This window comes from Amycolatopsis stemonae (assembly GCF_054781455.1).
In genome coordinates this window covers 517,674-541,664 of the sequence record NZ_BAAGUJ010000004.1, presented here as the reverse complement: position 1 = coordinate 541,664, position 23,991 = coordinate 517,674, and the positions used below count along the sequence as shown (strand labels likewise).

Genomic DNA, 23,991 nt, shown 5'->3' with positions numbered 1-23,991 from the left:
CGGTGGGCGCATGTCCGACGCCGTGTTCTCCTCTTCGTTCGAAACCGGTGACCCGCAGCCGGTTGACCCCGCCCTGCGGGTCGACAGCGGCCCGGACCGGTCCCCCACGGCGAAGACCGGCGTCGGCTTCACCGGGGCCAAGGCCCTGCGCTACACGGCGCGCCCGCGCAGCGTCCTGTTCGAACTCGACGTCCCGGTGAGCGGGAGCACCGAGCTGTCCTATGTGGTCTTCCCGAAGTCCGACGGCGAGATCCCCGCCTACCACGCCACCTGGGTCAGCCTCGACGTCGAGTTCGCCGACGGCACGACGGCCGGGTTCGACCCCGTGGACGACAAGACGCTCTGGGTGGACCAGTGGAACCCGGTCCGCCGCCCGCTCGGGGCGTTCGCCGGGCGCCGGATCAGCCGGATCGTGCTGCGCACGGCGTCCCCCGACGGCGAGATCACCGGCTGGATCGACGACGTCCGCGTGACCGAACGCCCCCGGGAGCGCCGGGACCCAGTCGACCGGGTCCGGACGACCCGTGGCACGCACTCCAGCGGCGAGTTCTCCCGCGGCAACAACTTCCCGGCCACGGCGGTGCCGCACGGGTTCAACTTCTGGACCCCGGTCACCGACGCCGGCGTCACCAACTGGATCTACTCCTACCACCGCCACAACGACGAGCGGAACCGCCCGGCGCTGCAGGCACTGGCGCTGAGCCACCAGCCGAGCCCGTGGATGGGCGACCGGCACACGTTCCACGTCATGCCCGGCACCGGCCCGGTCGAACACGACCGCCGCAAGCGCGCCCTGGCGTTCTCCCACGACGACGAGACCGACTCGCCGCACCACTACGGCGTCCGGTTCGCCAACGGCATGACCGCCGACCTCGCGCCGACGTCCCACGCGGCGATCATGCGGTTCACCTTCCCGGACAAGCACGGCTGGCTGCTGTTCGACAACGTCCGCAACCGCGGCCGCCTGCGGCTCGACGCCGACACCGGGGTGATCTCGGGGTACACGACGGTCCGCAGCCGCCTGTCCGCCGGCGCCCGCCGGATGTTCGTCTACGGCGTCACCGATGCTCCGGCGACGCGGGGGGCCAAGGTCCACTGGCCGCCGTGGCGGCGCGTCACGGGCTACTTCGAGTTCGACGGCCCCGACGCGACGCTGCGGATCGCGACGTCGCTGATCAGCCTGGCGCAGGCCAAGCGGAACCTCGAGCTGGAGATCCCCGCGGGGACGACGGTCGAGCAGGTCCGGGCCCGGGCTCGGGAGCTGTGGCAGGAGCAGCTCGGCCGCGTCGAGGTCGAGGGCGCCACCGAAGACCAGCTGACGACGTTGTACTCCAACCTCTACCGGCTGTTCCTGTACCCGAACGTCGCGCACGAGAACACGCCCGAGGGCATCCGGCACGCCAGCCCGGTCCGGCCCCGGCGGTGGCCGAGCACCCGGCGGCGCACCGGCGCGAAGGTCGTCGACGGCGAAATGTACGTCAACAACGGCTTCTGGGACACCTACCGCACCACCTGGCCCGCGTACGCCCTGCTGACGCCCGCGCACTGCGGGCGGATGGTCGACGGGTTCGTCCAGCAGTACCGCGAAGGCGGCTGGATCTCGCGGTGGTCGTCGCCGGGTTACGCGGACCTGATGACGGGCACGAGTTCGGACGTCGCGTTCGCCGACGCCTACCTCAAGGGCGTCCGCACCTTCGACGTCGAGGCGGCCTTCGACGCCGCGCTGAAGAACGCGACCGTCACCCCGCCGCACCGCGCGGTCGGCCGCAAGGGCCTGGACCAGTCGATCTTCCTCGGCTACACCCCGACGTCCGTTCACGAAGGACTGTCCTGGGCCCTGGAAGGCTGCATCAACGACTTCGGCCTGGCCAACCTGGCCGACGCCCTGTCCCGGGAAAGCGACGGTGAGCGGGCCCGGATGTACGCCGACTACGCCGCTTACTTCCGCGAGCGCGCGAAGCACTACGTCCACCACTTCGACCCGGAGATCGGGTTCTTCCAGGGCCGCAACCGCGACGGCAGCCGCAAGTTCGGGCCCGCGGGCTACGACCCGGCTGCGTGGGGCGGCGACTTCGTCGAGACGAACGCGTGGAACACCGCCTTCACCGCACCCCACGACGGCCCCGGCCTCGCCGCGCTGCACGGCGGCAACGAAGGCCTCGAAGCGAAGCTCGACGAATTCTTCGCCACCCCGGAGACCGGCCGCCGGCCGGGCGCGTACGGCGGCCTGATCCACGAGATGACCGAGGCCCGCGACGTCCGCATGGGCCAGTACGGCCACTCGAACCAGCCCTCGCACCACATCCCGTACATCTACAACCTCGCCGGCGCGCCCGCGAAGGCCCAGCGCGTCGTGCGGGAAGTGCTGCGGCGGCTCTACCTCGGCAGCGAGCTCGGCCAGGGCTACCCCGGCGACGAGGACAACGGCGAGATGTCCGCCTGGTGGGTGTTCGGCGCCCTGGGCTTCTACCCGCTGCAGATGGGCAGCCCGCGCTACGCGATCGGCTCACCGCTGTTCGAGAAGGCGACGGTCGACCTCGGCGACGGCAAGAAGCTCGTCATCCGCGCGCCCGGCAACACCGAGGAGACCGTCTACGTCCGCGGGCTCACCGTCGACGGCGAACCGCACGACGCGACGTCCATCGCCCACGCCACGCTCGCCGGCGGCGCCGAGCTGGTCTTCGACCTCACCACCGAACCGACCGGGTGGGGCGCCCCGCCACCGCCGGCCGAGCGCCCGGCCCCGGTCTCCGACCTGACCGGCACCGCGACCGCGTCCGACGGCACCGCGGTGGCCGCGCTCTTCGACGACACCACCCGCACCCAGGTCACCTTCCGCGACGCCACCCCGGCGATCGGGTTCGCCGTCACCGGCGAACCCCGCGAAGTCACCATGTACACGCTCACCTCCGGCGCCCGCCGCGGCGACCCGAGCGCGTGGGTCCTCGAAGGGTCCGGCGACGGCACGACGTGGACCACACTGGACGAACGGCGGGACGTCCTGTTCCGCTGGCGCCGCCAGACCCGCCCCTTCGTGCTCGCGACGCCGGCGGCGCACCCGCACTACCGGCTGCGGATCACCGCCACCCGCGGTCGCCGCACCACCCTCGCCCAGTGGGAGCTGCTCGCCCGATGAACCAGTTCCGCACCGCCGCCCTCGACCGGCTGGCGGCGGCCGACCCCGGGCTGGTCCGGCTGCGCCTGGCCGGATCGGCCGTGCTCGGCATCGTCCTCGCCGTGGCCGCGCTGCTGCCGGCGCACCTGCCGCTGACCGTGATGCTCGTCGGCGCCATCGCCGCGATGATGACGGCCTTCACGGTCAACGACCCGACGCCCGGCGGTCAGGCGGTGACCCTCGTGCTGGCGTTCCTCACCGGGGGCGCGTCGATCACCGTCGCCAGCCTCGGCTCGGCCCTGCCGCCGCTGGACAGCGTCGTGTTCGTGCTGCTCATCTTCGTCGCGGTCTACGCGCAGCGCTTCGGCCCCCGCGGCACCGCGCTCGGCTCGATCGGCTTCTTCCTGTTCTTCTTCCCGATGTTCCTGCAGGCCCACCTGGCGCAGGTGCCGCAGCTGCTGATGGCGCTCGGCGTCGGCGTCCTCGCCAACGCCGTCGTCCGGTTCGTCCTGCTGCGCCACAAGCCCGAAGCCGAGTTCCTCCGGGTCCGCCGCGCCTTCCGCGCCCGCCTCGGCGCCGTCGTCCGCGCCACCGAGGCGTACCTGGCCGTGGGCGGCAGCGAGCGCACCCGCAAGCAGCTGCGCAGCGCGCTGGCCCGGCTGCACGAATGCGTCCTGCTCATCGAGGACGCCGCCCCCGACGTCGTCGACGCCCGCGCCGCCGATCGCCTGCGCCGCCGCGCCATCGAGGTCGAGCTGGCCGTCCAGTGGCTCGCGATCACCGTGCAGCGCACCTGTTCCGACCAGCTGACGACCGAGGTCCGCGACGACCTCATCGCCCGGCTCGCCCGCTTCCGCGCCCTGATGGAACGCGACCCGCGCGAGCTGCCGCTGATCAGCCAGACCGGCGAATACAGCCGGATGCTCGTGGAGGGCAGCCGGATCGACTCCCACGCCGCCCCCGGCGACGGCGTCCGCAAGGCCCTCGCCGAGCTCGCGCTGGCCGACGACCGCGCCCAGCGCGCCGCCACCCCCGAGTCCACAGTGGATCCGCTCGACGACGATGACGAAGACGACGACGAGCCGACCCCGGCGTTCGCCTACGACAACCGGACCCGCAGCGCCATCCAGGCCGTCGTCGGCGGCGGCCTCGCCGTGCTCGGCGGCGAACTGGTCTCCCACCAGCGCTGGTACTGGGCCGTGCTCACGGTGTTCGTCGTGTTCATCGGCGCCTCCAGCGCCGGCGCCACGTTCGTCAAGGGCGTCCGGCGCCTCGGCGGCACCCTCATCGGCATCGTCAGCGGCGTCCTGCTCGCCTCGCTGGTCGCCGGCAACACGCCGGCCACGCTCGCGCTGATCCTGGTGTGCGTGTTCGGCATGGTCTACACCGCCCGCGTCTCCCAGGTGACGATGGCCTTCTTCATCACCAGCATGCTGGGCCTGCTCTACAGCATGCTCGGCACCTTCAGTGTCGAGGTGCTCTGGATCCGCGTCGCCGAGACCGCGGTCGGTGCCGCCGCCGGCATCCTCGCCGCGGTCGTCATCGTCCCGGTGCGCACCCGCTCGGTCATGCTGGACGACATCTCCGCCGTGCTCGACGAGCTGGAGGAGTTCCTCGAGCACGCGGGCGGCCTCCTCGCCGGCGAGGAGAACGTCAACATCATCGAGCTCTCCCGCGACCTCGACCGCGCCGTCGAACAGGTCCGGACCACCATCGAGCCGCTGACGCACCCGGTCAACCTCCGCACGGCCCGCCGCGACTACGGCTGGCACGTGCTCACCACGCTCGAAACCATCGCGTTCCGGGCCCGCCACGTCGCCGCCCGCGCCCAGCCCGGGATGCTCGCCGGCCCCGACGCCGACCGGCTCCGCCTGTTCACCGGCCGGCTGCTGGCCAACATCGACGTCCTCCGCAAAGCGCTCGACGCGCCGGGTGGCCCCACACCCGGCACGCTCGTGCGCGACGACGGCACCCCGGTCGCCGACCGCGTCGAGCAGGCCGAGACTCGTGCCGTCCTCTCCAGCCTCAGCCACCTGGACGAGGCCCTCGTCTCCCTCGGCCGCGTCTTCGACGTCCAGGCCACCGACCCGCGGAGCCCGGCGAAGAAATGAGCGGCCGGGGCGGCGCGCGCCCGGGCCGCGCCGCCCCGTTTTCCCGGTGCTCAGCTCACGGACAGGACAACCACGCGAAGTGGTACACCGTGGTGATGCTGCCGTCGGTCGAGTCCATCGTGACGAAGCTCGTCGTCTTCTTCGGATCCGACGTGCCGGCCGCGGCCCGCAATTCCGTGTTGATGTTCAGATTGCGTTCCTCGCCACACGGCTTGAACACGATCGCACCGACGTCGGTCGAATCCGTGAAATGCCAGTCGTCTTCGAACGGCCCGGCGAGCGGATGCTGCACGTAAGCAGTCGGAGAATTTCCCTGGAAATAGTAGTTCGCTCTTTCCAGTCCGGTCGCGCCGCGTTCCAGGTGCGCGAAACCGCGGTAGTCGGCCTGCGCGATCCCGTAGGTGAAGCCCTGTGGTACGTGCACGCGCAGGCCGATTTGGCAGTTCTTGCGGCCGTCCAGCGGGCCGGCGCCCACGCCAACCAGCGCCGTGTAGGTGCTGTAGGTCACGGTGAACGCGGTGTTGTCCTGGGAAACCGCCACCGCGGCCGTACCCGGCGGGCACCCCGTTCCGTTGGCGTTGACGACGTCGATGACGATTTTGTCGGGCGGCGGCGGAGTGTTCCACGAATGCGGGGTGACCACAGAGGACAGCGCCATCACGGCAGCAACGACCGCAGAAAGCATTGGAATCCTTCCCAATACATTCGAATTGGGTACGGGGGCGCCGACCATGGTAGCGAAAGGATCATGGTCCGAAACCCCGCTGAACGGAGCAACACGCAGTAGCCGTCCCACCACGCGGTATACGGATAATTCCGCGTATTCATTCCCGGCGATCACGAAGAAATGTTGCAGGAAAACGATTTCGCGCCCCCGGTCCGCCGCCCGGCGCCGACGATCACCGCGCGACGTCCGGGCTTGATCGTTTCACCCCGCGCGCCCGGCGGCTCCGGTTAGGACCGTGCCGCGCCTGACCACGGCCACGCGGTGATCACGACCGCGTGGCCGATCCCCACGCCGCGAAGTCCAGCGTCACGCCGTTCGCCGGCCCGTCGGCGGGTTCGGCGCACGGGCCCAGGATCCCGGTCGGTGACGCACACGATCGGGGTGGTTCAACTCCACGCTCATCGCCCGGTCGCCTCGGAGGCGAAAGGCGGTGGACCGCCGATCGGGCTCAGGTGGATGCCGACCAGGCGCCAGCGGTCGTCGTCGCGGACCAGGACGTGCGTGGCGCGGAACCGGCCGTTCGCCGGGTCGCCCTGGTGCCGGGCGGCCTGTGCGTGGATGCCGATCGCGATGGCGGTCGCGCCGAAGTCGCGGACCTCGACCTCGGTCCAGTCCAGCTTCTCGGTGACCAGGGCGCCGCTGCCGTAGCGCGCCAGCCACTGGTCGCGGTCCAGGACGAAGCCCAGAGGGCCGACCAGGCGGAAGCCGTCGACCGTCAGGCCGGCCAGGGTGTCGGTGTCGCCGCGTTCCTCGGCCGCGGCCCAGACCCGGCCGAACTCGCGGACCTGCTCTTCGGTGCTCATCGGGTTCCCCTTCCGTTCGATGCACGCAACGTTAGATATCTAATCATTAGATGTCAAACGCTTAGATCCCTCTGCTTCTGCGGTACGGTGACCCCGTGCCCGCACCAGCAACCGCACCCATCGGGGTCATCCTCGCCCGCACCGCCAAGACCGCCGGCCGCGCCTTCGACCACGCGCTCGCCGCCGCGGGCGGCTCCCAGCCCGTCTGGCAGATCCTCATCTCGCTCAAGACCAAACCCGTCGCCAACCAGCGCGAACTCGCCGACGCCGTCGGCATCCAGGGCGCGACCCTCACCCACCACCTCAACGGCATGGAAGCCGCCGGCCTCGTCACCCGCCGCCGCGACCCGGACAACCGCCGCGTCCACCTCGTCACCCTCACCCCCGACGGCGAACAGCTCTTCCTCCGCCTCGCCTCCGCCGCCATCGCCCACGACGAGCGCATGCGAAAAGGCCTCACCGACGCCGAGGTCGCCCAGCTGGCCGACCTCCTGCACCGCCTCGCGGGCAACGTCACCGACGACCCGGGCACCCGATAGAACCCCTTGCGGCGCACCGGAAGACCGGCCTTCGGGCAACCGCTTGACGATCATCACCACCGCCCCCGATGGTCGGCACATGACCGCACAGACCGCCACCTGGGCACCCACCGGCGACCTCCCCTGGCCCCGCGCGTGGGACCACCCCTACGAAGGCCCGGTCCTCCTCCACGACGGCCGCGTCCTCGCCGCGGGCGGAGGCGACGCCCGCGGCGCCAAGACCTACGCCGACACCGCCCTCTACGACCCCGCCACCGGCCAGTGGACCGTCACCGGCGCACTCGCCACCAGCCGCCGCGCCCACACCCTGACCACACTCCAGGACGGCCGCGTCCTCGCCGTCGGCGGCGGCCACGGCCACCCGTCGATCACACCGTGGGCCCTGGCCACGGCCGAGCTCTACGACCCGGCCACCGGCAGCTGGACGCCCACCGGCTCGCTCGGCCAGAGCCGCCACGGCCACTCCGCCACCCTCCTGCCCGACGGCCGGGTCCTCGTCGCCGGCGGCGCGACCGACCAGCCACCCCTGCCCACCCAGGTGATCACGAACACCGCCGAGCTCTACGACCCCGCCACCGGCACCTGGACCACCACCGCCCCGATGCTCCACGCACGGGCGTCCTTCCCCGCCGTCCCGCTGCCCGGCGGCCACGTCATGGCCGTCTCCGGCGTCGTCGAAACCGGCGCCGACCTCACCGGCCTCACCTTCTGCGAAACCCACGACCCCGCCACGGGCACCTGGACACCCGCCGACCCGATCGGCACCCCGGTACCCGGCGAGACCGGCCTGCCGCGGGTCTTCGCCCAGGCGGTCGCCCTCGACGACGGCTCGATCCTGCTCACCGGCGGCCACCAGGGCGGCCCACTCCGGTGGAGCTACTCACCCTTCAGCCTCGCCGACGCCGAACGGTACGACCCCGTCACCCGACGCTGGGCGCCGGTCGCCCCGATGGGCATCGGCCGCGACGAACACCGTCTGGTCAAGCTCGACTCCGGCCAGGTCATCGCCATCGGCGGCCTCGAATACGGCGGCTACGACACCGGCTACCAGCACTCCGAAACCTACGACCCCGCCACCGGCCGGTGGGGCCCGAGGACCGGCCTCTCCGCACCCCGCGCCAAGTTCGGCGCCGTCAAGCTCGCCGACGGCCGGGTCCTCATCGCCGGCGGTGCCGCCCAGCTCGGCGGCGCCAGCCCCACCGGCGACCACGTCCTGATCACCGGCACCGACCTGTACACCCCGTAATCGATCCAGCGAGAGTGACTGGACGCACCCGAACGGCGACCACGAGGAGGGATAGGCTCCAAGGCACTAGCCAAAGTCGTCTCAAGCTGGAGAACCGCAATGACCCAAGCCCCTGTCAACGTGACCGTCACCGGCGCCGCCGGCCAGATCGGCTACGCGCTGCTCTTCCGCATCGCGTCCGGTCAGCTGCTCGGCAGCGACGTCCCGGTGAAGCTGCGGCTCCTCGAGATCCCGCAGGCGGTCAAGGCGGCCGAGGGCACCGCCATGGAGCTCGACGACGGCGCGTTCCCGCTCCTGGCCGGCATCGACATCTTCGACGACCCGAAGCAGGCCTTCAGCGGCACCAACATCGCCCTCCTGGTCGGCGCCCGCCCCCGCAGCAAGGGCATGGAGCGCGGCGACCTCCTCGAGGCCAACGGCGGCATCTTCAAGCCCCAGGGCGAAGCCATCAACGCCGGCGCCGCCGACGACGTCAAGGTCCTCGTGGTCGGCAACCCGGCCAACACCAACGCCCTCATCGCCCGCTCGCACGCCCCCGACGTGCCCGCCGACCGCTTCACCGCGATGACCCGCCTCGACCACAACCGCGCCCTCGCCCAGCTGTCCAAGAAGCTCGGCGTACCCGTCACCGAGATCAAGAAGCTCGCCATCTGGGGCAACCACTCGGCCACCCAGTACCCCTCGGTCCAGCACGCCGAGGTCGCCGGCAAGGCCGTCGACGTCGACCAGGCCTGGCTCGAGAGCGACTTCATCCCGACCGTCGCCAAGCGCGGCGCCGCGATCATCGAGGCCCGCGGCCTCTCCTCCGCCGCTTCGGCCGCCTCCGCCGCCATCGACCACGTCTACACCTGGGTCAACGGCACCCCGGCCGGCGACTGGACCTCCGCCGCGGTCGTCTCCGACGGCTCCTACGGCGTCCCCGAGGGCCTCATCTCGTCCTTCCCCGTCACCGCCAAGGACGGCAAGTACGAGATCGTCCAGGGCCTGGAGATCGACGACTTCTCCCGCACCCGCATCGACGCCTCCGTCGCGGAGCTCGTCGAGGAGCGCGACACCGTGCAGAAGCTCGGCCTCATCTGAGCCTGACCCACGCGAAAGGGGCCACCGTCCACGCAGGACGGTGGCCCCTTCTTGCTGTCAACCGGTCTTCAACGGCCCGGCGACCTCGTACGTGCTGAGCAGGACGCCCGACGGCGTCGGCGTCGTCCCGGCGAAGTCGAACGTCTGCCCCGGAGTGCCCTCCGCGAACAGCGGCTTGCCCGTACCCACCAGCACCGGGTAGACGACCAGCACCACCTCGTCCGCGAGCCCGTGCTCCAGCAGCACCGACGTCAGCGTGGAACTGCCCGTCAGCACCAGGATCCGGCCCGACCCCTTCGGCCGGCCCCCAGCCGAGATCGTCCGGACGGTGCGTGACGACGTACTTCGTCGCCGCGTTCAGGCGATCCGCCATCGGCAGGCCCGTCACCGTCGGCCAGAAGCCCGAGAAGATGTCGTAGGTGCGCCGGCCGAGGAGCAGGTCGAACCGATCGCCGTGCGCGGACAACATCGCCTCCGCACCGGCCGGAGTCCGGTACGGCCCGGTCCAATCGGGATACGGGAAGCCGTCCCCGTCGGCCGAGTTCTGGAGCACGCCGTCCAGCGACACGTGCTCGATGATCTTCAGCGTCCTCATCCGGCCAGCACCTCGTCGAGCTGGGGCATCGCGGCGCGCAGGCCGGCTTCCATGCCCGGGGTCGTCCGTTCCATCGCCGCCAACCCGGAAAACCGGGTGACGCACGTCATGCGCGACCCCGACGGCGTCGTCTCGAACGCGAACGTCATCGACGCCGGCATGTCCTCGTCCTCGGCGTTGTCCTCACCGTCCTCCGCCGCGAACGAGTCGATCGGGTTCACCGCCGTGAACCTCCACGCACCACTCCACTTCTCCCCGTCCGCCCCGGTCAGGAAGTACTCCGCGCGGCCCCCGACCCGGAAGTCGTGGTGGGTGAACGTCGCGGGCGCGGCCGGCGGCCCCCAGAACCGCTCCAGCTGCCGCGGATCGGCCCAGGCCTCCCACAGCCGCCGCTGCGAGACCGGGAAATCGGCCACCAGCGTCAACGTGAGCGCCTCGGGATCTTTCGTCACCGACGTGACAGGCATAGTCAGTCTTCCTTCCCCAGCAGCACCTCATCGAGCTGCGCCACCCGCTGACGCCACACCGCCTCGAAGGAGTCGAGCAGCTCACCGGCCCGCCGCAGCCGCTCCCGGCTCGCCGAGACCCGCTGCTCCCGCCCGTTCGCCCGCTTGCGCACCAGACCCGCCCGCTCGAGCACGGCCACGTGCTTCTGCACGGCCGCGAAGCTCATCTCGTAGTGCGCGGCGAGCTCGGACACCGACGGCGTCTCCGTGATCGAGCGCGCCAGGATGTCGCGGCGCGTGCCGTCGGCCAGCGCCCGGAAGAGCTGGTTGAGCGACTCCTCGGTCTCTCCCTCAAGTACAACCATGTCGTTGTACGTTAGCCGGGGCCGGCCCCGGTGACAAGACTCCGCTCCCAGCGAACTCCGCACGCTCACAGCGAAACCACACCCCGGCCCGCGATCTTCCGCCCTACCTTCGGGCCATGACACTCTCCGCCGTGCCCGCGATGCAGGCCCCGAACCAGTCCCCCGACGACTCGGTCTACCAGCAGCTCCTGCGCGACCGCATCGTCTTCCTCGGCTCCGAAGTCACCGACGAGGTGGCCAACCGGATCATCGCCCAGCTCCTCCTGCTCGCCGCCGACGACCCGGCGAAGGACATCACCTTCTACATCAACTCACCCGGCGGCTCCGTCACCGCCGGCATGGCCATCTACGACACCATGCAGCTCGTCAAACCCGACGTCTCGACGTACGGGCTCGGCTTCGTCGCCTCCATGGGCCAGTTCCTGCTCTCCTCCGGCACCCCCGGAAAGCGCTACCTGCTGCCCAACACGCGGATCGTCATGCACCAGCCCTCGGCCGGCATCAGCGGCGCCGCCACCGACATCGCCATCCAGGCCGAGGTCTTCGGCCGGATGAAGCGCCGCATCGCCGAGATCACCGCACGCCAGACCGGCCAGACGGTCGAGCGCATCACCGCCGACGCCGACCGCGACCGCTGGTTCGACGCCGACGAAGCTCTGACTTACGGCTTCGTCGACCACATCGTCGCGGGCGAGCAGAGCGCCACGGCCTGAGCGGCCTCCGGTGTCTTGGCTTGTTTTTGTTTCCCGAACATAACTGTGGGCCCGGCATTTTCAACACCGAGCCCACAGTATAGGGCGTTATACAGTTGAAGAATCAGACTCCGTCGAGCCCTCGGCGGGCCAGCAACGGCTCGATCTCCGGGTCGCGGCCGCGGAACGCGCGGAAGGCATCCATCGGGTCGATGCTGCCTCCCCGGCCCAGCAGGGTGCGGCGGAAGTGGTCGCCGTTCTCGCGGGTCAGTCCCCCGCTCTCCCGGAACCACTGGACGGTGTCGGCGTCGAGCACCTCGCTCCAGATGTAGGAGTAGTACCCGGCGCTGTAGCCGCCGCTGAAGATGTGGGCGAAGTACGTGGTGCGGTAGCGCGGCGGGATGGCTTCGACGGCCACGCCGGCCTTCACCAGGGCGTCCGTCTCGAACCGCTGCACCTCCCCCACCCGGTCGTCGACGCCGAGGCCGTGCCAGGCCTGGTCGAGCAGCGACGCGGCCAGGTACTCGGTGGTGGAGAAGCCTTCGCCGTACTGCTGGCTGGCGAGGAGCTTGTCGACCTGCTCCTGGGGCAGCGCCTCGCCCGTCTCGTGGTGCTTGGCGTAGTTGGCCAGCACCTCCGGCCACAGCATCCACATCTCGTTGACCTGCGAGGGGTATTCGACGAAGTCGCGGGGCACGTTGGTGCCCGAGAACGTCGGGTAGCGGACCGCCGAGAGCAGGGCGTGCAACGCGTGCCCGAACTCGTGGAACGCGGTGACGACCTCGTCGAAGGTCAGCAGGGTCGGCTCACCGGCCGGCGGCTTGCCGACGTTGAGCACGTTGACCACGACCGTCTTGCGGTCCAGCAGCTGCGACTGGTCGACGAAGGTGTTCATCCACGCGCCGCCGCGCTTGGCGTCACGGGCGTAGAGGTCGAGCAGGTACAGCCCGAGCGGCGTGCCGTCGGCGTCGAACACCTCGAAGGTCCGGACCTCCGGGTGGTACTTCGGGAGGTCGGTCCGCTCGGTGAAGGTGAGCCCGTACAGCTTGGTGGCGGCGAAGAAGACGCCGTCGGCGTACACGCGGTCCGCCTCGAAGTACGGGCGCAGGGCCTCGGTGTCGACGTCGAAGCGTTCCCGGCGGACCTGCGTGGCGTAGTACGGCCAGTCCGACGGCCGCAGCGTCGCGCCCGGAACGTCGGCTTCGAGCAGTTGCTGGAGCTCCGCCGCCTCGGTGCGGGCGTTCGCCACGGCGGCCGGGGCGAGGCGTTCCAGGAGCCCGGCGGCGGCTTCGGCCGTCTTCGCCGTCTCGTCCGCGATGACGTACGCGGCGTGGTTCGGGTAGCCGAGCAACGCGGCCCGCTCGGCGCGCAGCCGCACGATGTCCGCGACGACGCCGTTGTTGTCGTAGTCGTTGCCGCGGTTGCCCCGCGCCATCGACGCCGTGTGGATCCGCTCGCGGACTTCGCGGTCGCGCAGGGTCTCCAGCGGGGACGCCTGGCTCGTCGGCAGGGTCAGCGGGATGACGTACTTGCCGTCCTCGCCGCGGGCCGACGCCGCTTCGGCGGCCGTGGCGATCGCGCCGTCGCCGAAGCCCGCCAGTTCCGCGCGGTCCTCGATGACGACCGCGAGCTCGTTGGTGTCCTTGAGCAGGTTCTGCTGGAACTTCGTCTGCAGCGTCGACAGCTCGCCGTTCAATTCCCGCAGGCGAGCCTGCTCGGCCTCGCCGAGCCCGGCGCCCGCGCGGCTGAAGTCGAGGTGCTGGCGTTCCAGCAGGCGCCGCGACTCCTCGTCCAGGCCGAGCTCGTCACGCTTCGCGTGAAGGGCGTCGATCCGGGCGAACAGCTTCGGGTTCAGGTGGATCGCGTCGTGGTGCGCGGCCAGCTTCGGCGCGAACTCCGCCTGGATGGCCTGGATCTCGTCGGTGCTGTTGGAGCCGGACAGGTTGTAGAACACGCTCGCGACCCGGCCCAGCAGCTCACCCGAACGCTCGAGGGCGACGACGGTGTTCTCGAAGGTCGGCTCGGCGTCCTGCGCCGCGATCCGCTCGATCTCCGCCGAGTGCTCGGCCAGGCCCGCCTCGAAGGCGGGCCGGTAGTGCTCGTCGCCGATCCGGTCGAACGGCGGCAGGGCGTAGGGCAGTTCGCTGGGTGCGGCGAACGGGTTGTCCGGCGAAATCATCGGCGCAGGCTCCTGGTCGGGGTGCAACTCTCGGTCCCGCCACCCTACGGGTTCCGCCGGGGCGGATGTCAGCGCTTTCCGGAGGTGGCCAACCTCACCGGCCGGTGGTACCGCCCACGACGGCGTCGCTGCTCGACGCGGCTTTCTTGCCGCGCTTCGGCTTCGGCGCCGGCGGCACGATCCCGCGCAGGTCGCCGCCGTGGTCGTTGACGCGCATGACGAACGGCCGCGTCTCGGTGTAGCGCACCACCGAGATCGACGCCGGGTCGACGACGATCCGCTGGAAGGCGTCGAGGTGCTGGCCGAGGGCGTCGGCGAGGATGGACTTGATCACGTCCCCGTGGCTGCACAGCAGCCAGACGGCGTGGTCGCCGTGCTCGGCGGCGATCCGCCGGTCGTGCGCGCGGACGGCCGCCACCGAGCGCGCCTGCATCTGGGCGAGCCCTTCGCCGCCCGGGAACACCGCCGCCGAGGCGTGCGCCTGCACGACCCGCCAGAGCGGCTCCTTCGCGAGGTGCTTGAGCTCCTTGCCGGTCCAGTCGCCGTAGTCCACTTCGGACAACCCGGGCTCGACGAGCTTCTCCAGACCGCGCGCGGCGGCCAGCGGCCCGACGGTCTGCTTGCACCGCAGCATGGGTGAGACGACGAGCCCCGAAAGGGGCACGCCGTCCAGCCGCTCGACCAGCTTCTCCGCCTGGGCGCGGCCCGTGTCGTCGAGGTTGACCTTCGGGGACCGCCCGGCCAGGACACCGGAGCCGTTGGCCGTCGACTTGCCGTGCCTGAGCAGAATGACCGTACTCACGACGCCCACCCTACGTGGACGCGATCAGTGGCTCACGGGGCCCGCGTTCGGGTCCAGCACGCCGGTGAAGATCAGCACGAACAGCAGCACGCCGAGCGCGAGCCGGTACACCACGAACGGGACGAAGCTGCGCTTCTTGATGTAGGCCATCAGCCAGGCGATCACGGCGTAGCCGACGCCGAAGGCGACCAGCGTGGCCAGGATCGTCGGGCCCCACTGGGCCGGCACGCCGCCCGAGCCGATGTCCTTGAGCTTGTACACGCCCGAGCCGAACACGGCCGGCAGCGCCAGCAGGAACGAGTACTCCGCCGCCTCCGCGCGCGTGTAGCCCAGCAGCAGGCCCGCGCTGGTCGTGCCGCCCGAGCGGGACACCCCCGGGATGAGCGCCAGCGCCTGGGCGAAGCCGAACCCGAGCCCGTGCGGCACGGTCAGGTGGTCCAGGGTCCGCTCCTGCTTCCCGACGCGGTCGGCGTACAGCAGGATCAGGCCGAACACGATGAGCACGGTCGCGGTGATCCGCAGGTCGCGGAACGCGCTGTCGATCTGGTCCTGCAGCAGCAGGCCGAGCACCACGATCGGCAGCGAGCCGACGATGATCAGCCAGCCCAGCCGCGCGTCCGGGTCCTGGCGCCAGTCCTTCTTGTACAGCGAGAAGAACCAGGCCTGCAGGATCCGGCCGATCTTCTTGCCGAAGTAGATGATCACCGCGAGCTCGGTGCCGATCTGGGTCACCGCGGTGAACGCCGCGCCCGGGTCGTCCCAGCCGACGAGCGCCGCCACGATCCGCAAGTGCGCGCTCGAGGAGACCGGCAGGAACTCCGTCAGGCCCTGGACCAGGCCCAGCACGAGTGCTTCGAACCACCCCACGTCAGGCCACCCCCGCCGTCTCGAGGGCTTCGACGGCGGTGCGCAGCGCGCCCGCCGCGTCCTCGGTGTACGGCGACACCGACAGGGTCGTCACGCCGGCCTCGGCGTATTCGGTCATCTTCTCCGCGATCCGTTCTTTCGGGCCCAGCAGCGACGTCGCGTCGAGGAACGCCAGCGGCACCGCCGCCATCGCCCCCGCCCGGTCGCCGGCCAGGTACTTCTCCTGTACTTCCGCGGCTTCGGCTTCGAAGCCCATCCGGCAGGCGAGCCGGTTGTAGAAGTTCTTCTCCCGGCTGCCCATGCCGCCGAGGTAGAGCGCCGCGTAGCCGCGGACGGCGTCCGCGCAGGCCGTCCAGTCGTCGCCGGGCACCAGGGGCACGCTCGGGGCGACGTCGAAGCCGTCCAGCGTGCGGCCGGCCCGCCCGGCGCCGGTCCGCAGCTGCGCGAGCTGCTCCCCCGCGTGCGCCGGCGAGAAGAACACCGGCAGCCAGCCGTCGGCGAGCTCGCCGGTCAGCTCCAGGTTCTTCGGGCCGATCGCGGCCAGGTAGAGCGGGATGTGCTTACGGGCCGGGCGGACGGTCAGCCGCAGCGCCTTGCCCGGGCCGTCCGGCAGCGGCAACGTGAAGTGCTCGCCGTCGAACCTCAGCCGTTCGCGCCGCAGGGCCGACCGCACGATCGTGGCGTACTCGCGGGTGCGGCCCAGCGGCGAGGCGAAGCGGACGCCGTGCCAGCCCTCCGACACCTGCGGCCCGGAGACGCCCAGCCCGAGCCGGAACCGGCCGCCCGAGAGCGTGTCCAGGGTCGCGGCGGTCATCGCGGTCATCGCCGGCGTCCGGGCCGGGATCTGCAGCACGGCGGCGCCGACGTCGATCCGCTTCGTGTGCGCGGCGATCCACGTCAGCACGGTGACGGCGTCCGAGCCGTAGGCCTCCGCGGCCCACACGACGGCGAAGCCGAGCTCCTCCGCCCGGGTCGCCAAGGCCAGGTTCGCGGGGTCGTTCCCCGCGCCCCAGTAGCCGAGATTCAGTCCGAGTCGCACGGGGCCAGACCCTAACGGGGGCCCTTGGGGGCGACACGACTCACCTTGGTCAGGTCCGGACGGGTGAGCCCACTAGGCTCGGCGGTCGTGGAAAAGCGACTGCTCGGCCGCTCGGGACTGCGTGTCTCGCGGATGGCGCTCGGCACCATGACCTGGGGTGGCGACACCGACGCGGAGGAGGCGGCCAGCCAGCTGGTGGCCTTCGTCGACGCCGGCGGCACCCTGGTGGACACGGCCGACATCTACGGGGAAGGCGAGAGCGAGCGGGTACTCGGCTCGCTGCTGGGCGACCTCGTCCCCCGCGACGACGTGGTGCTCGCGACCAAGGCCGTCGCCAAGCGCACCGACGGCCCGTTCGGCGGCGGCGCCTCCCGCGGCGCGCTCCTCACCGCGCTCGACGGCTCGCTGAAGCGGCTCGGCACCGACCACATCGACCTCTGGCAGCTGCACGCGTGGGACAGCTGCGTGCCGATCGCCGAGACGCTCGCCGCCCTCGAGTACGCCGTGACCAGCGGCAAGGTCCGGTACGTCGGCGTCTCGAACTACGCGGGCTGGCAGCTGGCGACGGCCGCCGCCGGGGCCGCGGCGGTCGCGCCGATCGTCTCCACCCAGGTCGAATACTCGCTGCTGGAGCGCGGGGTCGACCGCGAGGTCGTCCCGGCGGCCGAACACCACGGCATCGGGCTGCTGCCCTGGGCGCCGCTCGGCCGTGGCGTGCTGACCGGCAAGTACCGCTCAGGCACGCCCGCCGACTCGCGCGGCGCGAACAGCGCGTACGCCGGCTACGTCGAGCACCACCGCACCGACCGGGCCGCCCGGATCGTGCAGGCGGTCGCCACCGCCGCCGACGGGCTCGGCACGTCGCCGCTGGCCGTGGCCCTGGCGTGGGTCCGCGACCGGCCCGGCGTGGTCGCCCCGGTCGTCGGGGCCCGCGACACCGGCCAGCTCACCGGTTCGCTGACGGCGGAGGAGATCACCCTGCCGCCGGCGATCCGCTCGGCACTGGACGACGTCAGCGCGATCGAGGCCGGTTACCCCGAACGCTGGCCGCGGTAGGTGTCTGTTGGGTGACACGTACGTGACGGCAAAGGGATCGAGGAGCATGCTGGTGAAGACCATCCGCCGAGGGACACCTGGAGGCACGAACGTGCGTCGGCTCGCCGCCGTGGCGTGGATCGCGGTCCCGCTCGCCGGTGCTCTGGTGCTCTCGGGCTGCTCTTCGGCCAAGTCCACCGGCGACGACCTGCAGATCGTCGCGAACCCGGTCGCCGCGCGCCCCGCCGTCTCCCCCGCGGTGACCGCGAAACCCGCTGGTCAGACCCTCACGACCGGGTCGGTGTCGGCTTTGGCCGTCGATCCGAAGACCTCGACGCTCGTCGTCGCGGTTTCCGAGCCGCCGTCGTTGCGGCTGTACGACCTGAATGCGCTCGCGTCCGCCCCGGTGAATATGCCGTTATACGGCAAGGCCGGGAAGCTGACCGTGACGCCGGGGCGGGTCGAGATCGCGGAGCCGGCGCAGGGTGTGGTGCAGCAGCTGACGTTGCCGGACCGGAAGCTGACCGAGACGAAGACGGGCGGGCAGCCGGCGTCGAGCATCGCCTACGGCGCCGACCGGCTGGTCGCGATGGGGGCGGCGAAGGACATCCAGGTGCTGCCGGCGGCGGGTCCGGCGCGGACGATCGGCGGGCAGCTCTACAGCGCCGACGACGTCGTGGACACCGGGAAGGGTGTCGTGGTGCTGGACCGGCTGCGGACGGCGGTGTTCTCGGTCGACGTCGCGGCCGGGAAGGTCAACGAGGGCCTGCGGGCCGGGGACGGCGCGGCCAACGCCGTGGCGGACTCCTACGGGCGGGTGCTGGTGACGGACGCGCGGGCTGGGGCCCTGCTGGCGTTCTCGGCGGGCCCGCTGATCCTGCGGCAGCGCTACCCGGTGCCGGGCGGCGTGTACGGGATCGCCTACGACGCGCGGCGGAGCCTGGCTTGGGTGACGCTCACCGAGCGGAACGAGGTGGTCGGGTTCGACGTCCGCGGCGGCGAGCCCGTCGAGAAGTACCGGTTCCCCACCGTGCGCCAGCCGGACTCGGTCGGGGTCGACGAGAAGAGCGGCCGGGTGTTCGTCGGCTCGGCCGCCGGAGAAGGGACCCAGGTGATCCAGCCATGACAGCGGTCAGCGAGGCGGTGGTCGAAGGGGATTGGGAGTACCGCCGTCTGCACCTCCCCCCGGGCGTGTCCCGGCGTGCGGCGGCGATCCAGCTCTCCATCCACGCGGAGTTCGCGGGCTGGGAACTGCGTACCGTGCGGCTCTACGCCGACGGCACGCGGCGGGTGTGGCTGCGCCGCAAGAAGACCTCGGCGAGCCTGCCCGGCGCGCTACCGACCTAGCCGCCTGATCTCGTACTCGACTTCGGTCTGCCCGTCGCCGCCGGAGGCGAACTCCCGCACGAACGACATCCCCGCGGCGGTCGCGGTCGCGCGCGAGGCGGCGTTCGCCGCCGCGGTCTGGGCGAAGACGCGGTCGAGCCCCAGTTCGGTGAAGCCGTACCGGATCAGCTCCCGCGCCCCCTCGGCGGCGTAACCGCGACGCCACCGGCTGCGCCGCAGCCGGAACCCGAGATCGGCCTCGCCCTCGACGGGCGGCTGGTCCGGCCCGTGCGGCGGCCGCAGCAGCCACCAGCCGACGAACTCGTCGCCGGCGAACCCGGCCCAGTACCCGAATCCCTCCCCCGCGGCGGCCAGCCGGCGTTCGTGCGCGGCTTCCGCCTCCGCCCGGGTCAGCGCGCGGCCACCCAGGTACCGCATCACCGCCGGGTCGGCGTCGAGCTCGACTTCCAGCTGCCGGTGCTCGTCGGCGAGCGGCACCAGGGTGAGCCGCTCGCTGCGCAACGTCGGTTGGCCCATGACTCCGATCATCGCAGCGGCGGCAACCGGTTTGGCTGACGCCGTCCAGCCGCTCGGCGGTCAACCGAACACACGGTCCAGCCAGTCGCCCCAGGCCTTCTCCGCGACCTCGGCGTCCGCTCCCGGGGCGAAGAGGTGGTGGGATGCGACCATCGGGCCGTGGAAGCCGCGCAGGAACCGGATCATCGCGTCCGGTGTCCGGATCCCGGCGTTCTGGTCGTTCACCGCGTAGACGACGCCCTCCCGCGTGACGCCGTCCTCGAGCGTGAACCGGACGCGGTCGCCCTCGGCCGGGCGCGCGGGAAGACCGAGGGCCGCCCCCAGCCGCGTCCACGCCCCGGGCCAGTCCCCCACCGGTGGTCCGAACGCCGTCACCGGCACCGCGGTGCGGCCGGCGAAGTGCGTGACGTACTCGACGAGCGTGCGGAAGAACATCGCGCCGCCCGCGGTCATCGCCTCGAACTCGTCCTCCCAGTCGTCGCCGGGCAGGAAGCCGCTGGTCACGCAGCGGACGACCGAGCTGCCGGCGTCGCGGCCCTCGACGAGGAACTCGTAGGCGATCGTCCGGCCGTCCGGCGCGGGTTCGCTGCCGTAGACCAGCTTCTCGAGCGGGTCCCACTCCCGGATGCGGTACTCCGGCCGGTAGCCGCCGAACGCGCCGCGGACCACGCCGCCGGTGCCGCCCTCGACCTCGGTGCGCCCCATGAACCAGGAGTCGATGCCCGGGCCGGTGGCGATGGCTTCCCACACCTGTTCCGGCGTGGCGTCGACCTCGGCGGTCTCGGTCAGTTCGAACTCATGCCCCACTGCCGGTCTCCTCGGGAACGCTGGGGTGGACGGCGACGACCACCCGGTGCGGGCGGCCCTTCTCGGCCGTCTCGTCGTGGTACTTGCCGACCAGGGCCGTGACGGCCGCGGTCAGCTCTTCGGCGAACGCGGCCCGGTCGGCGGCCGAGGCGAACCGGATCTCGCCGTCGAGCGCGAAGGTCGCGACGCGCTGCTTCGCCTTGGCCGAGCCGGTGATCAGCAGGCCGACGTCCCGCACCAGGCGACCGGCGACGGCGAGCAGCCACCGGGCCGAAAGCCGATCGGGTGACTGCGCGGGATCCGGCTGGACGGCGGCCAGCGCCGCCGGCGAAATGACGTACGAGGACGCCGTCGCCCGCATCATCCGCTCGGTGACGTTGCCCTTGCGGCGCTCCTCGACCAGCTCCACCAGGCCGTGCTGCTCCAGCGTCCGCAGGTGGTAGTTGACCTTCTGGCGCGGCAGGTCGACGCGCGCCGCCAGCATCGTCGCCGACGCGGGCTCGGCCAGCTCGGCGAGCAGCCGCGCGCGGACCGGGTCCAGGGAGACCTCGGCCGCGGCCGGGTCTTCGATCACCGCCACGGAGAACATGCGCCCAGCATCATGCCGAACAGAGAAGTTGTCAAGAACTCTCGTCTTGTCGGTAACTGGCGTTGACCAGGGCGACGACGCGCGGCAGCACCTGCGCCGAGGCTTCCAGGGGGACGACGTGCCCGACGCCGGGCAGCACCACGGCCGTCCCGTTGTCGAGGCCGCCGACCCACTGCTCGACGTCGGACGCGCGGACGATCCGGTCGCGCTCCCCCACGATCGCCGTCACGGGCAGGCCGCCGACCTGCGTCAACGCCGCCTCTCGCGCGTAGGCGTCGAGCGCCGGGCGGAACAGCGACACGGTGTGCGGCCAGTTGCCGCGGATCATCTTCACCGTCAGCTCGACGAGTTCCGGGTCCGGGTCGTCGCCGAAGAGCCACCACCGCAGGCCCGCGCTCACCGCCCGGCTGGTGTGCTCGCGGACGACGCCGAAGAGCTTCGAGCCGAGCACGGCTTCGAGGTCGCGGGCGAGCTTGCCCAGCGCGTTCGGCCAGGCCGCCGACACCTCCGTGGCCAGCGTGCCCGACGACGTCGCGAGCAGCACCAGCCCGGACACGCGCGCGGCGAACAGGTCCGCGTGCCGCTGGGACAGCGACATGATCGCCAGGCCGCCCATGTCGTGCCCGACCAGGACCACGCGGCCGTCCGGGACCTCGCGCTCGACGAGCTCGGCGAGGTCGTCCCCGAGCTGGGACATGGTCGCGGTGCCGCGCCGCGCCCGCCCGGACCCGCCGTGGCCGCGCTGGTCGTAGGTCAGCACGGCCACCGCCCCCTCGGCCGCGTCCGGCACCAGTGGCGCGATCCGGCCCCAGCTGCGCTGGTCGAGCGCGTAGCCGTGGACGAACACCACGGTGACCGGCGCGGCCGGGTCGCCCCTGCGCACCACCTGCAGGGACGTACCGTCGGCGAGCGCGAACGCGGTCATCAGGACGTGCGCAGGAACCGGTCCAGCACGCGGGTGCCGAACTTCAGCGCCTCGACCGGGACGCGCTCGTCGACGCCGTGGAACAGCGCCGAGAAGTCGAGGTCCGCCGGCAGCTTGAGCGGGGCGAAGCCGAAGTTGCGGATGCCGAGGTCCTGGAACGACTTCGCGTCCGTGCCGCCGGAAAGCATGTACGGCAACGTCTTCGCGCCGGGGTCTTCGGCCAGCACGGCGGCGGTCATCGCGTCGACGAGCGCGCCGTCGAAGGTCGTCTCGACCGGCGGGAGCTCCATCCACTCCTTCTCGATGTCCGGGCCGAGCAGCTCGTCGAGCTCGCGGTCGAACGCCTCGAGCCGGCCCGGCAGGATCCGGCAGTCCACCGCGGCTTCGGCGACCGACGGGATGACGTTCGACTTGTAGCCGGCGGTCAGCATGGTCGGGTTGGCGGTGTCGCGCAGGGTCGCGCCGATCATCCGGGAGATGTTGCCCAGCTTGGCGACCGAGCCTTCGAGGTCGTCTTCGGGGAAGTCCCAGCCGGTGATCTCGGTGACGCCCGCGAGGAACTCCTTCACCGAGTCCGTGAGGACGAGCGGGAAGCGGTGGTTGCCGAGCTTCGCGACGGCTTCGGAGAGCTTCGTGACCGCGTTGTCGCGGTGGATCATCGAGCCGTGGCCCGCGGTGCCGCGCACGCGCAGCTTCATCCAGCGGATGCCCTTCTCGGCGGTCTCGATGAGGTACGCGCGGACGTCGTCCTTGAGCGTGATCGAGAAGCCGCCGACCTCGCTGATCGCCTCGGTGACGCCCTCGAAGAGGTCGGGGCGGTTCTCGACGAGCCACTGGGCACCGAACTTGCCGCCGGCCTCTTCGTCGGCGAGGAAGGCGAAGACGAGGTCGCGCGGGGGCACGACGTTGTTCATCTTGTAGTGCCGGGCCAGCGCGAGCGCCATCCCGCACATGTCCTTCATGTCGACCGCGCCGCGGCCCCAGACGTAGTCGTCCTGGACGGCGCCGGAGAAGGGGTGGACCGACCACTCGGACGGATCGGCGGGCACGGCGTCGAGGTGACCGTGGATGAGCAGCCCGCCCCGGGACCGGTCGGCGCCTTCGAGCCGCACGATGACGTTGTGCCGGTTCTTCCCGCCGGACTCGACGTAGGTGATCTCGTAGCCGGCGTCGGTCAGCTTCTCCGCGACGTACTCGGCCGCCGCCCGCTCGCCGACCAGCGTGTCGGGGTCGCCGGTGTTGGTCGTGTCGATGCGGATGAGCTCACTGGTCAGCGTGACGGCCTCGGCCGCGGCGGCTTCGATCAGGTTCGGTTCGGTCACCGGCCATTCCTATCATTCGCCAGGCCGGGTGCGCTGGCCACGGACCCGCGGTGGGACGCGGACCCGCCGCCGGCCCGGGCCCACGCCGGATCAGCCGCGGTCCAGGGCCGACACCACCTCGGACACCGGGCGCAGGTGCTGGTTCAGGATCCGCAGCGCCTCCTCGGCGTCGTGGGCGTCCAAGGCCGCCACCAGGGCGCGGTGCTCGGCGTCGATCACCGGCAGCCGCTCGGGGCGGGCCTCCAGCGCCCGCACCGCCACCCGCTGCTGGCGCGACCGCAGCGTGTCGTACAGCTCCGTCAGCACCGAGTTGCCCGCCGCGTTGACGATCGCCCGGTGGAACGACCGGTCCAGGCCCGACACCGCGAACCAGTCGCGCGCCTTGCCCGCGCGGTCCATCTCCTCGATCAACCCGGCCATCTCCGCCGGTGCGCCCGCCCGGGCCGTGCAGACCTCCGTGATCGCGTGGCCCTCGATCAGGCGACGGCTCTGGTAGACCTCCTCCAGCTCGCGCGCGGTGACCGTGCGGACCTGGGCGCCCTTGCGCGGCAGCAGGCTGATGAAGCGCTCGGCCTCCAGGCGGTGGAACGCCTCGCGGACCGGCGTGCGGGACACCCCGACCACGCCCGAGACCCACTGCTCGTCCAGGAACCGGCCCCCCTCGAGCTCGCCCGCGATGATCCCGTCGCGCAGCCAGGCGTACACGCGGTCCCGCGCCGGACCGGCCGGTGCGCTGGTGGTCATGCCTCTCCCCTCGCTCTTCGAGCCGTCAGCTTAGCGTCTGGACCGACAGATATCCATCGTGTATACACGGTGCACACAACGACCGGAGCTACCGTCGTGA

Annotated in this window: 24 protein-coding genes; 9 read left to right on the top strand and 15 right to left on the bottom strand. The window is 71.6% G+C overall.

All coding sequences use genetic code 11. The annotated features are described in order from the left end of the window. The first annotated feature begins 10 nt into the window (after positions 1–10). Together ACYVLJ_RS18255 and ACYVLJ_RS18250 are read left to right on the top strand one after the other, a co-directional pair. Positions 11–3,136, top strand: coding sequence for a GH92 family glycosyl hydrolase (locus tag ACYVLJ_RS18255; protein ID WP_460439490.1), 3,126 nt, complete (start codon positions 11–13; stop codon positions 3,134–3,136). Continuing rightward, positions 3,133–5,226 carry an FUSC family protein gene (locus ACYVLJ_RS18250; protein WP_460439489.1) on the top strand — a complete coding sequence of 698 codons (2,094 nt, stop codon included), beginning with the start codon at positions 3,133–3,135 and terminating at the stop codon, positions 5,224–5,226. Before ACYVLJ_RS18255 ends, ACYVLJ_RS18250 begins: the two co-directional genes overlap by 4 nt. A 55-nt stretch (positions 5,227–5,281) precedes the next feature. On the opposite strand, the gene ACYVLJ_RS18245 is transcribed toward ACYVLJ_RS18250, so the two are convergent. Together ACYVLJ_RS18245 and ACYVLJ_RS18240 are read right to left on the bottom strand one after the other, a co-directional pair. After that, complete coding sequence (locus ACYVLJ_RS18245; RefSeq protein WP_451973315.1) at positions 5,282–5,911, bottom strand: DUF4360 domain-containing protein; 630 nt, start codon at positions 5,909–5,911, stop codon at positions 5,282–5,284. Positions 5,912–6,351: 440 nt separating this feature from the next. Beyond that, on the bottom strand, positions 6,352–6,756 hold the full coding sequence (locus tag ACYVLJ_RS18240) for a nuclear transport factor 2 family protein (RefSeq protein WP_460439488.1): 405 nt from the start codon (positions 6,754–6,756) through the stop codon (positions 6,352–6,354). A gap of 95 nt (positions 6,757–6,851) precedes the next feature. Here ACYVLJ_RS18240 and ACYVLJ_RS18235 point away from each other — a divergent pair, with 95 nt between their 5' ends. From ACYVLJ_RS18235 to ACYVLJ_RS18225, 3 genes are all read left to right on the top strand, one after another. Continuing rightward, complete coding sequence (locus tag ACYVLJ_RS18235) at positions 6,852–7,295, top strand: MarR family winged helix-turn-helix transcriptional regulator (protein ID WP_460439487.1); 444 nt, start codon at positions 6,852–6,854, stop codon at positions 7,293–7,295. A 79-nt stretch (positions 7,296–7,374) separates the two neighbouring features. Next, positions 7,375–8,541 (top strand): Kelch repeat-containing protein, encoded by a 1,167-nt coding sequence (locus ACYVLJ_RS18230; RefSeq protein ID WP_460439486.1) that lies wholly within the window; start codon positions 7,375–7,377, stop codon positions 8,539–8,541. A gap of 99 nt (positions 8,542–8,640) precedes the next feature. Then, positions 8,641–9,621, top strand: coding sequence for a malate dehydrogenase (locus ACYVLJ_RS18225; RefSeq protein ID WP_451972868.1), 981 nt, complete (start codon positions 8,641–8,643; stop codon positions 9,619–9,621). A 57-nt stretch (positions 9,622–9,678) separates the two neighbouring features. On the opposite strand, the gene ACYVLJ_RS18220 is transcribed toward ACYVLJ_RS18225, so the two are convergent. The 3 genes from ACYVLJ_RS18220 to ACYVLJ_RS18210 all read right to left on the bottom strand — a co-directional run bounded on the left by ACYVLJ_RS18220 (position 9,679) and on the right by ACYVLJ_RS18210 (position 11,027). After that, on the bottom strand, positions 9,679–9,897 hold the full coding sequence (locus ACYVLJ_RS18220; RefSeq protein ID WP_460439485.1) for a dihydrofolate reductase family protein: 219 nt from the start codon (positions 9,895–9,897) through the stop codon (positions 9,679–9,681). A 315-nt stretch (positions 9,898–10,212) separates the two neighbouring features. After that, positions 10,213–10,683, bottom strand: coding sequence for an SRPBCC family protein (locus tag ACYVLJ_RS18215; protein ID WP_460439484.1), 471 nt, complete (start codon positions 10,681–10,683; stop codon positions 10,213–10,215). Positions 10,684–10,685: 2 nt separating this feature from the next. Further along, the gene (locus ACYVLJ_RS18210) at positions 10,686–11,027 is read right to left on the bottom strand and encodes an ArsR/SmtB family transcription factor (RefSeq protein ID WP_451972874.1); all 342 of its coding nucleotides are present in this window, start codon (positions 11,025–11,027) and stop codon (positions 10,686–10,688) included. Between the two features lie 116 nt (positions 11,028–11,143). Here ACYVLJ_RS18210 and ACYVLJ_RS18205 point away from each other — a divergent pair, with 116 nt between their 5' ends. Beyond that, on the top strand, positions 11,144–11,740 hold the full coding sequence (locus ACYVLJ_RS18205) for a ClpP family protease (protein WP_451972876.1): 597 nt from the start codon (positions 11,144–11,146) through the stop codon (positions 11,738–11,740). Between the two features lie 103 nt (positions 11,741–11,843). Here the strand turns inward: ACYVLJ_RS18205 and ACYVLJ_RS18200 are convergent, their stop codons facing one another. The 4 genes from ACYVLJ_RS18200 to ACYVLJ_RS18185 form a co-directional block, all read right to left on the bottom strand. Beyond that, positions 11,844–13,898 (bottom strand): M3 family metallopeptidase, encoded by a 2,055-nt coding sequence (locus ACYVLJ_RS18200; protein ID WP_460439483.1) that lies wholly within the window; start codon positions 13,896–13,898, stop codon positions 11,844–11,846. 94 nt (positions 13,899–13,992) lie between these two features. Further along, positions 13,993–14,700, bottom strand: coding sequence for a histidine phosphatase family protein (locus ACYVLJ_RS18195; protein WP_451972879.1), 708 nt, complete (start codon positions 14,698–14,700; stop codon positions 13,993–13,995). A 24-nt stretch (positions 14,701–14,724) separates the two neighbouring features. Further along, positions 14,725–15,567, bottom strand: a complete 843-nt coding sequence (locus ACYVLJ_RS18190; protein ID WP_451972881.1) for an undecaprenyl-diphosphate phosphatase — start codon at positions 15,565–15,567, stop codon at positions 14,725–14,727. Between the two features lies 1 nt (position 15,568). Beyond that, positions 15,569–16,606 carry an LLM class oxidoreductase gene (locus tag ACYVLJ_RS18185; RefSeq protein ID WP_460439482.1) on the bottom strand — a complete coding sequence of 346 codons (1,038 nt, stop codon included), beginning with the start codon at positions 16,604–16,606 and terminating at the stop codon, positions 15,569–15,571. An 87-nt stretch (positions 16,607–16,693) separates the two neighbouring features. Here ACYVLJ_RS18185 and ACYVLJ_RS18180 point away from each other — a divergent pair, with 87 nt between their 5' ends. The 3 genes from ACYVLJ_RS18180 to ACYVLJ_RS18170 all read left to right on the top strand — a co-directional run bounded on the left by ACYVLJ_RS18180 (position 16,694) and on the right by ACYVLJ_RS18170 (position 18,988). Continuing rightward, entirely contained in the window at positions 16,694–17,662 is a 969-nt protein-coding gene (locus tag ACYVLJ_RS18180) for an aldo/keto reductase (RefSeq protein ID WP_451972885.1), read from the top strand. Between the two features lie 91 nt (positions 17,663–17,753). Next, positions 17,754–18,767, top strand: coding sequence for a YncE family protein (locus ACYVLJ_RS18175; RefSeq protein ID WP_451972887.1), 1,014 nt, complete (start codon positions 17,754–17,756; stop codon positions 18,765–18,767). Next, positions 18,764–18,988 carry a DUF5703 family protein gene (locus ACYVLJ_RS18170; protein ID WP_451972889.1) on the top strand — a complete coding sequence of 75 codons (225 nt, stop codon included), beginning with the start codon at positions 18,764–18,766 and terminating at the stop codon, positions 18,986–18,988. Before ACYVLJ_RS18175 ends, ACYVLJ_RS18170 begins: the two co-directional genes overlap by 4 nt. Here the strand turns inward: ACYVLJ_RS18170 and ACYVLJ_RS18165 are convergent. The 6 genes from ACYVLJ_RS18165 to ACYVLJ_RS18140 all read right to left on the bottom strand — a co-directional run bounded on the left by ACYVLJ_RS18165 (position 18,977) and on the right by ACYVLJ_RS18140 (position 23,891). Beyond that, positions 18,977–19,504, bottom strand: a complete 528-nt coding sequence (locus tag ACYVLJ_RS18165) for a GNAT family N-acetyltransferase (RefSeq protein WP_451972891.1) — start codon at positions 19,502–19,504, stop codon at positions 18,977–18,979. The two genes, ACYVLJ_RS18170 and ACYVLJ_RS18165, sit on opposite strands and share 12 nt — an antisense overlap. Positions 19,505–19,564: 60 nt before the next feature. Continuing rightward, the gene (locus ACYVLJ_RS18160; RefSeq protein ID WP_460439481.1) at positions 19,565–20,311 is read right to left on the bottom strand and encodes an SRPBCC family protein; all 747 of its coding nucleotides are present in this window, start codon (positions 20,309–20,311) and stop codon (positions 19,565–19,567) included. Next, a complete protein-coding gene (locus ACYVLJ_RS18155) occupies positions 20,301–20,900 on the bottom strand; it encodes a winged helix-turn-helix domain-containing protein (protein ID WP_460439480.1) in 600 nt (199 codons plus the stop codon). The genes ACYVLJ_RS18160 and ACYVLJ_RS18155 overlap by 11 nt, the downstream gene beginning before the upstream one ends. Positions 20,901–20,931: 31 nt before the next feature. Beyond that, complete coding sequence (locus ACYVLJ_RS18150) at positions 20,932–21,825, bottom strand: alpha/beta fold hydrolase (protein ID WP_460439479.1); 894 nt, start codon at positions 21,823–21,825, stop codon at positions 20,932–20,934. Then, the gene (locus ACYVLJ_RS18145) at positions 21,825–23,147 is read right to left on the bottom strand and encodes a M20/M25/M40 family metallo-hydrolase (RefSeq protein ID WP_451972899.1); all 1,323 of its coding nucleotides are present in this window, start codon (positions 23,145–23,147) and stop codon (positions 21,825–21,827) included. The genes ACYVLJ_RS18150 and ACYVLJ_RS18145 overlap by 1 nt, the downstream gene beginning before the upstream one ends. Positions 23,148–23,237: 90 nt before the next feature. Beyond that, positions 23,238–23,891, bottom strand: coding sequence for a GntR family transcriptional regulator (locus tag ACYVLJ_RS18140; protein WP_451972901.1), 654 nt, complete (start codon positions 23,889–23,891; stop codon positions 23,238–23,240). Positions 23,892–23,991: the final 100 nt, after the last annotated feature.

Bases quoted from the DNA above. Each gene is read 5' to 3' on its own strand.
- ACYVLJ_RS18255 (WP_460439490.1), top strand. From the start codon at position 11: ATGTCCGACGCCGTGTTCTCCTCTTCGTTCGAAACCGGTGACCCGCAG.
- ACYVLJ_RS18250 (WP_460439489.1), top strand. From the start codon at position 3,133: ATGAACCAGTTCCGCACCGCCGCCCTCGACCGGCTGGCGGCGGCCGAC.
- ACYVLJ_RS18245 (WP_451973315.1), bottom strand. From the start codon at position 5,911: ATGCTTTCTGCGGTCGTTGCTGCCGTGATGGCGCTGTCCTCTGTGGTC.
- ACYVLJ_RS18240 (WP_460439488.1), bottom strand. From the start codon at position 6,756: ATGAGCACCGAAGAGCAGGTCCGCGAGTTCGGCCGGGTCTGGGCCGCG.
- ACYVLJ_RS18230 (WP_460439486.1), top strand. From the start codon at position 7,375: ATGACCGCACAGACCGCCACCTGGGCACCCACCGGCGACCTCCCCTGG.
- ACYVLJ_RS18225 (WP_451972868.1), top strand. From the start codon at position 8,641: ATGACCCAAGCCCCTGTCAACGTGACCGTCACCGGCGCCGCCGGCCAG.
- ACYVLJ_RS18215 (WP_460439484.1), bottom strand. From the start codon at position 10,683: ATGCCTGTCACGTCGGTGACGAAAGATCCCGAGGCGCTCACGTTGACG.
- ACYVLJ_RS18210 (WP_451972874.1), bottom strand. From the start codon at position 11,027: ATGGTTGTACTTGAGGGAGAGACCGAGGAGTCGCTCAACCAGCTCTTC.
- ACYVLJ_RS18205 (WP_451972876.1), top strand. From the start codon at position 11,144: ATGACACTCTCCGCCGTGCCCGCGATGCAGGCCCCGAACCAGTCCCCC.
- ACYVLJ_RS18200 (WP_460439483.1), bottom strand. From the start codon at position 13,898: ATGATTTCGCCGGACAACCCGTTCGCCGCACCCAGCGAACTGCCCTAC.
- ACYVLJ_RS18170 (WP_451972889.1), top strand. From the start codon at position 18,764: ATGACAGCGGTCAGCGAGGCGGTGGTCGAAGGGGATTGGGAGTACCGC.
- ACYVLJ_RS18165 (WP_451972891.1), bottom strand. From the start codon at position 19,504: ATGGGCCAACCGACGTTGCGCAGCGAGCGGCTCACCCTGGTGCCGCTC.
- ACYVLJ_RS18155 (WP_460439480.1), bottom strand. From the start codon at position 20,900: ATGTTCTCCGTGGCGGTGATCGAAGACCCGGCCGCGGCCGAGGTCTCC.
- ACYVLJ_RS18150 (WP_460439479.1), bottom strand. From the start codon at position 21,825: ATGACCGCGTTCGCGCTCGCCGACGGTACGTCCCTGCAGGTGGTGCGC.
- ACYVLJ_RS18140 (WP_451972901.1), bottom strand. From the start codon at position 23,891: ATGACCACCAGCGCACCGGCCGGTCCGGCGCGGGACCGCGTGTACGCC.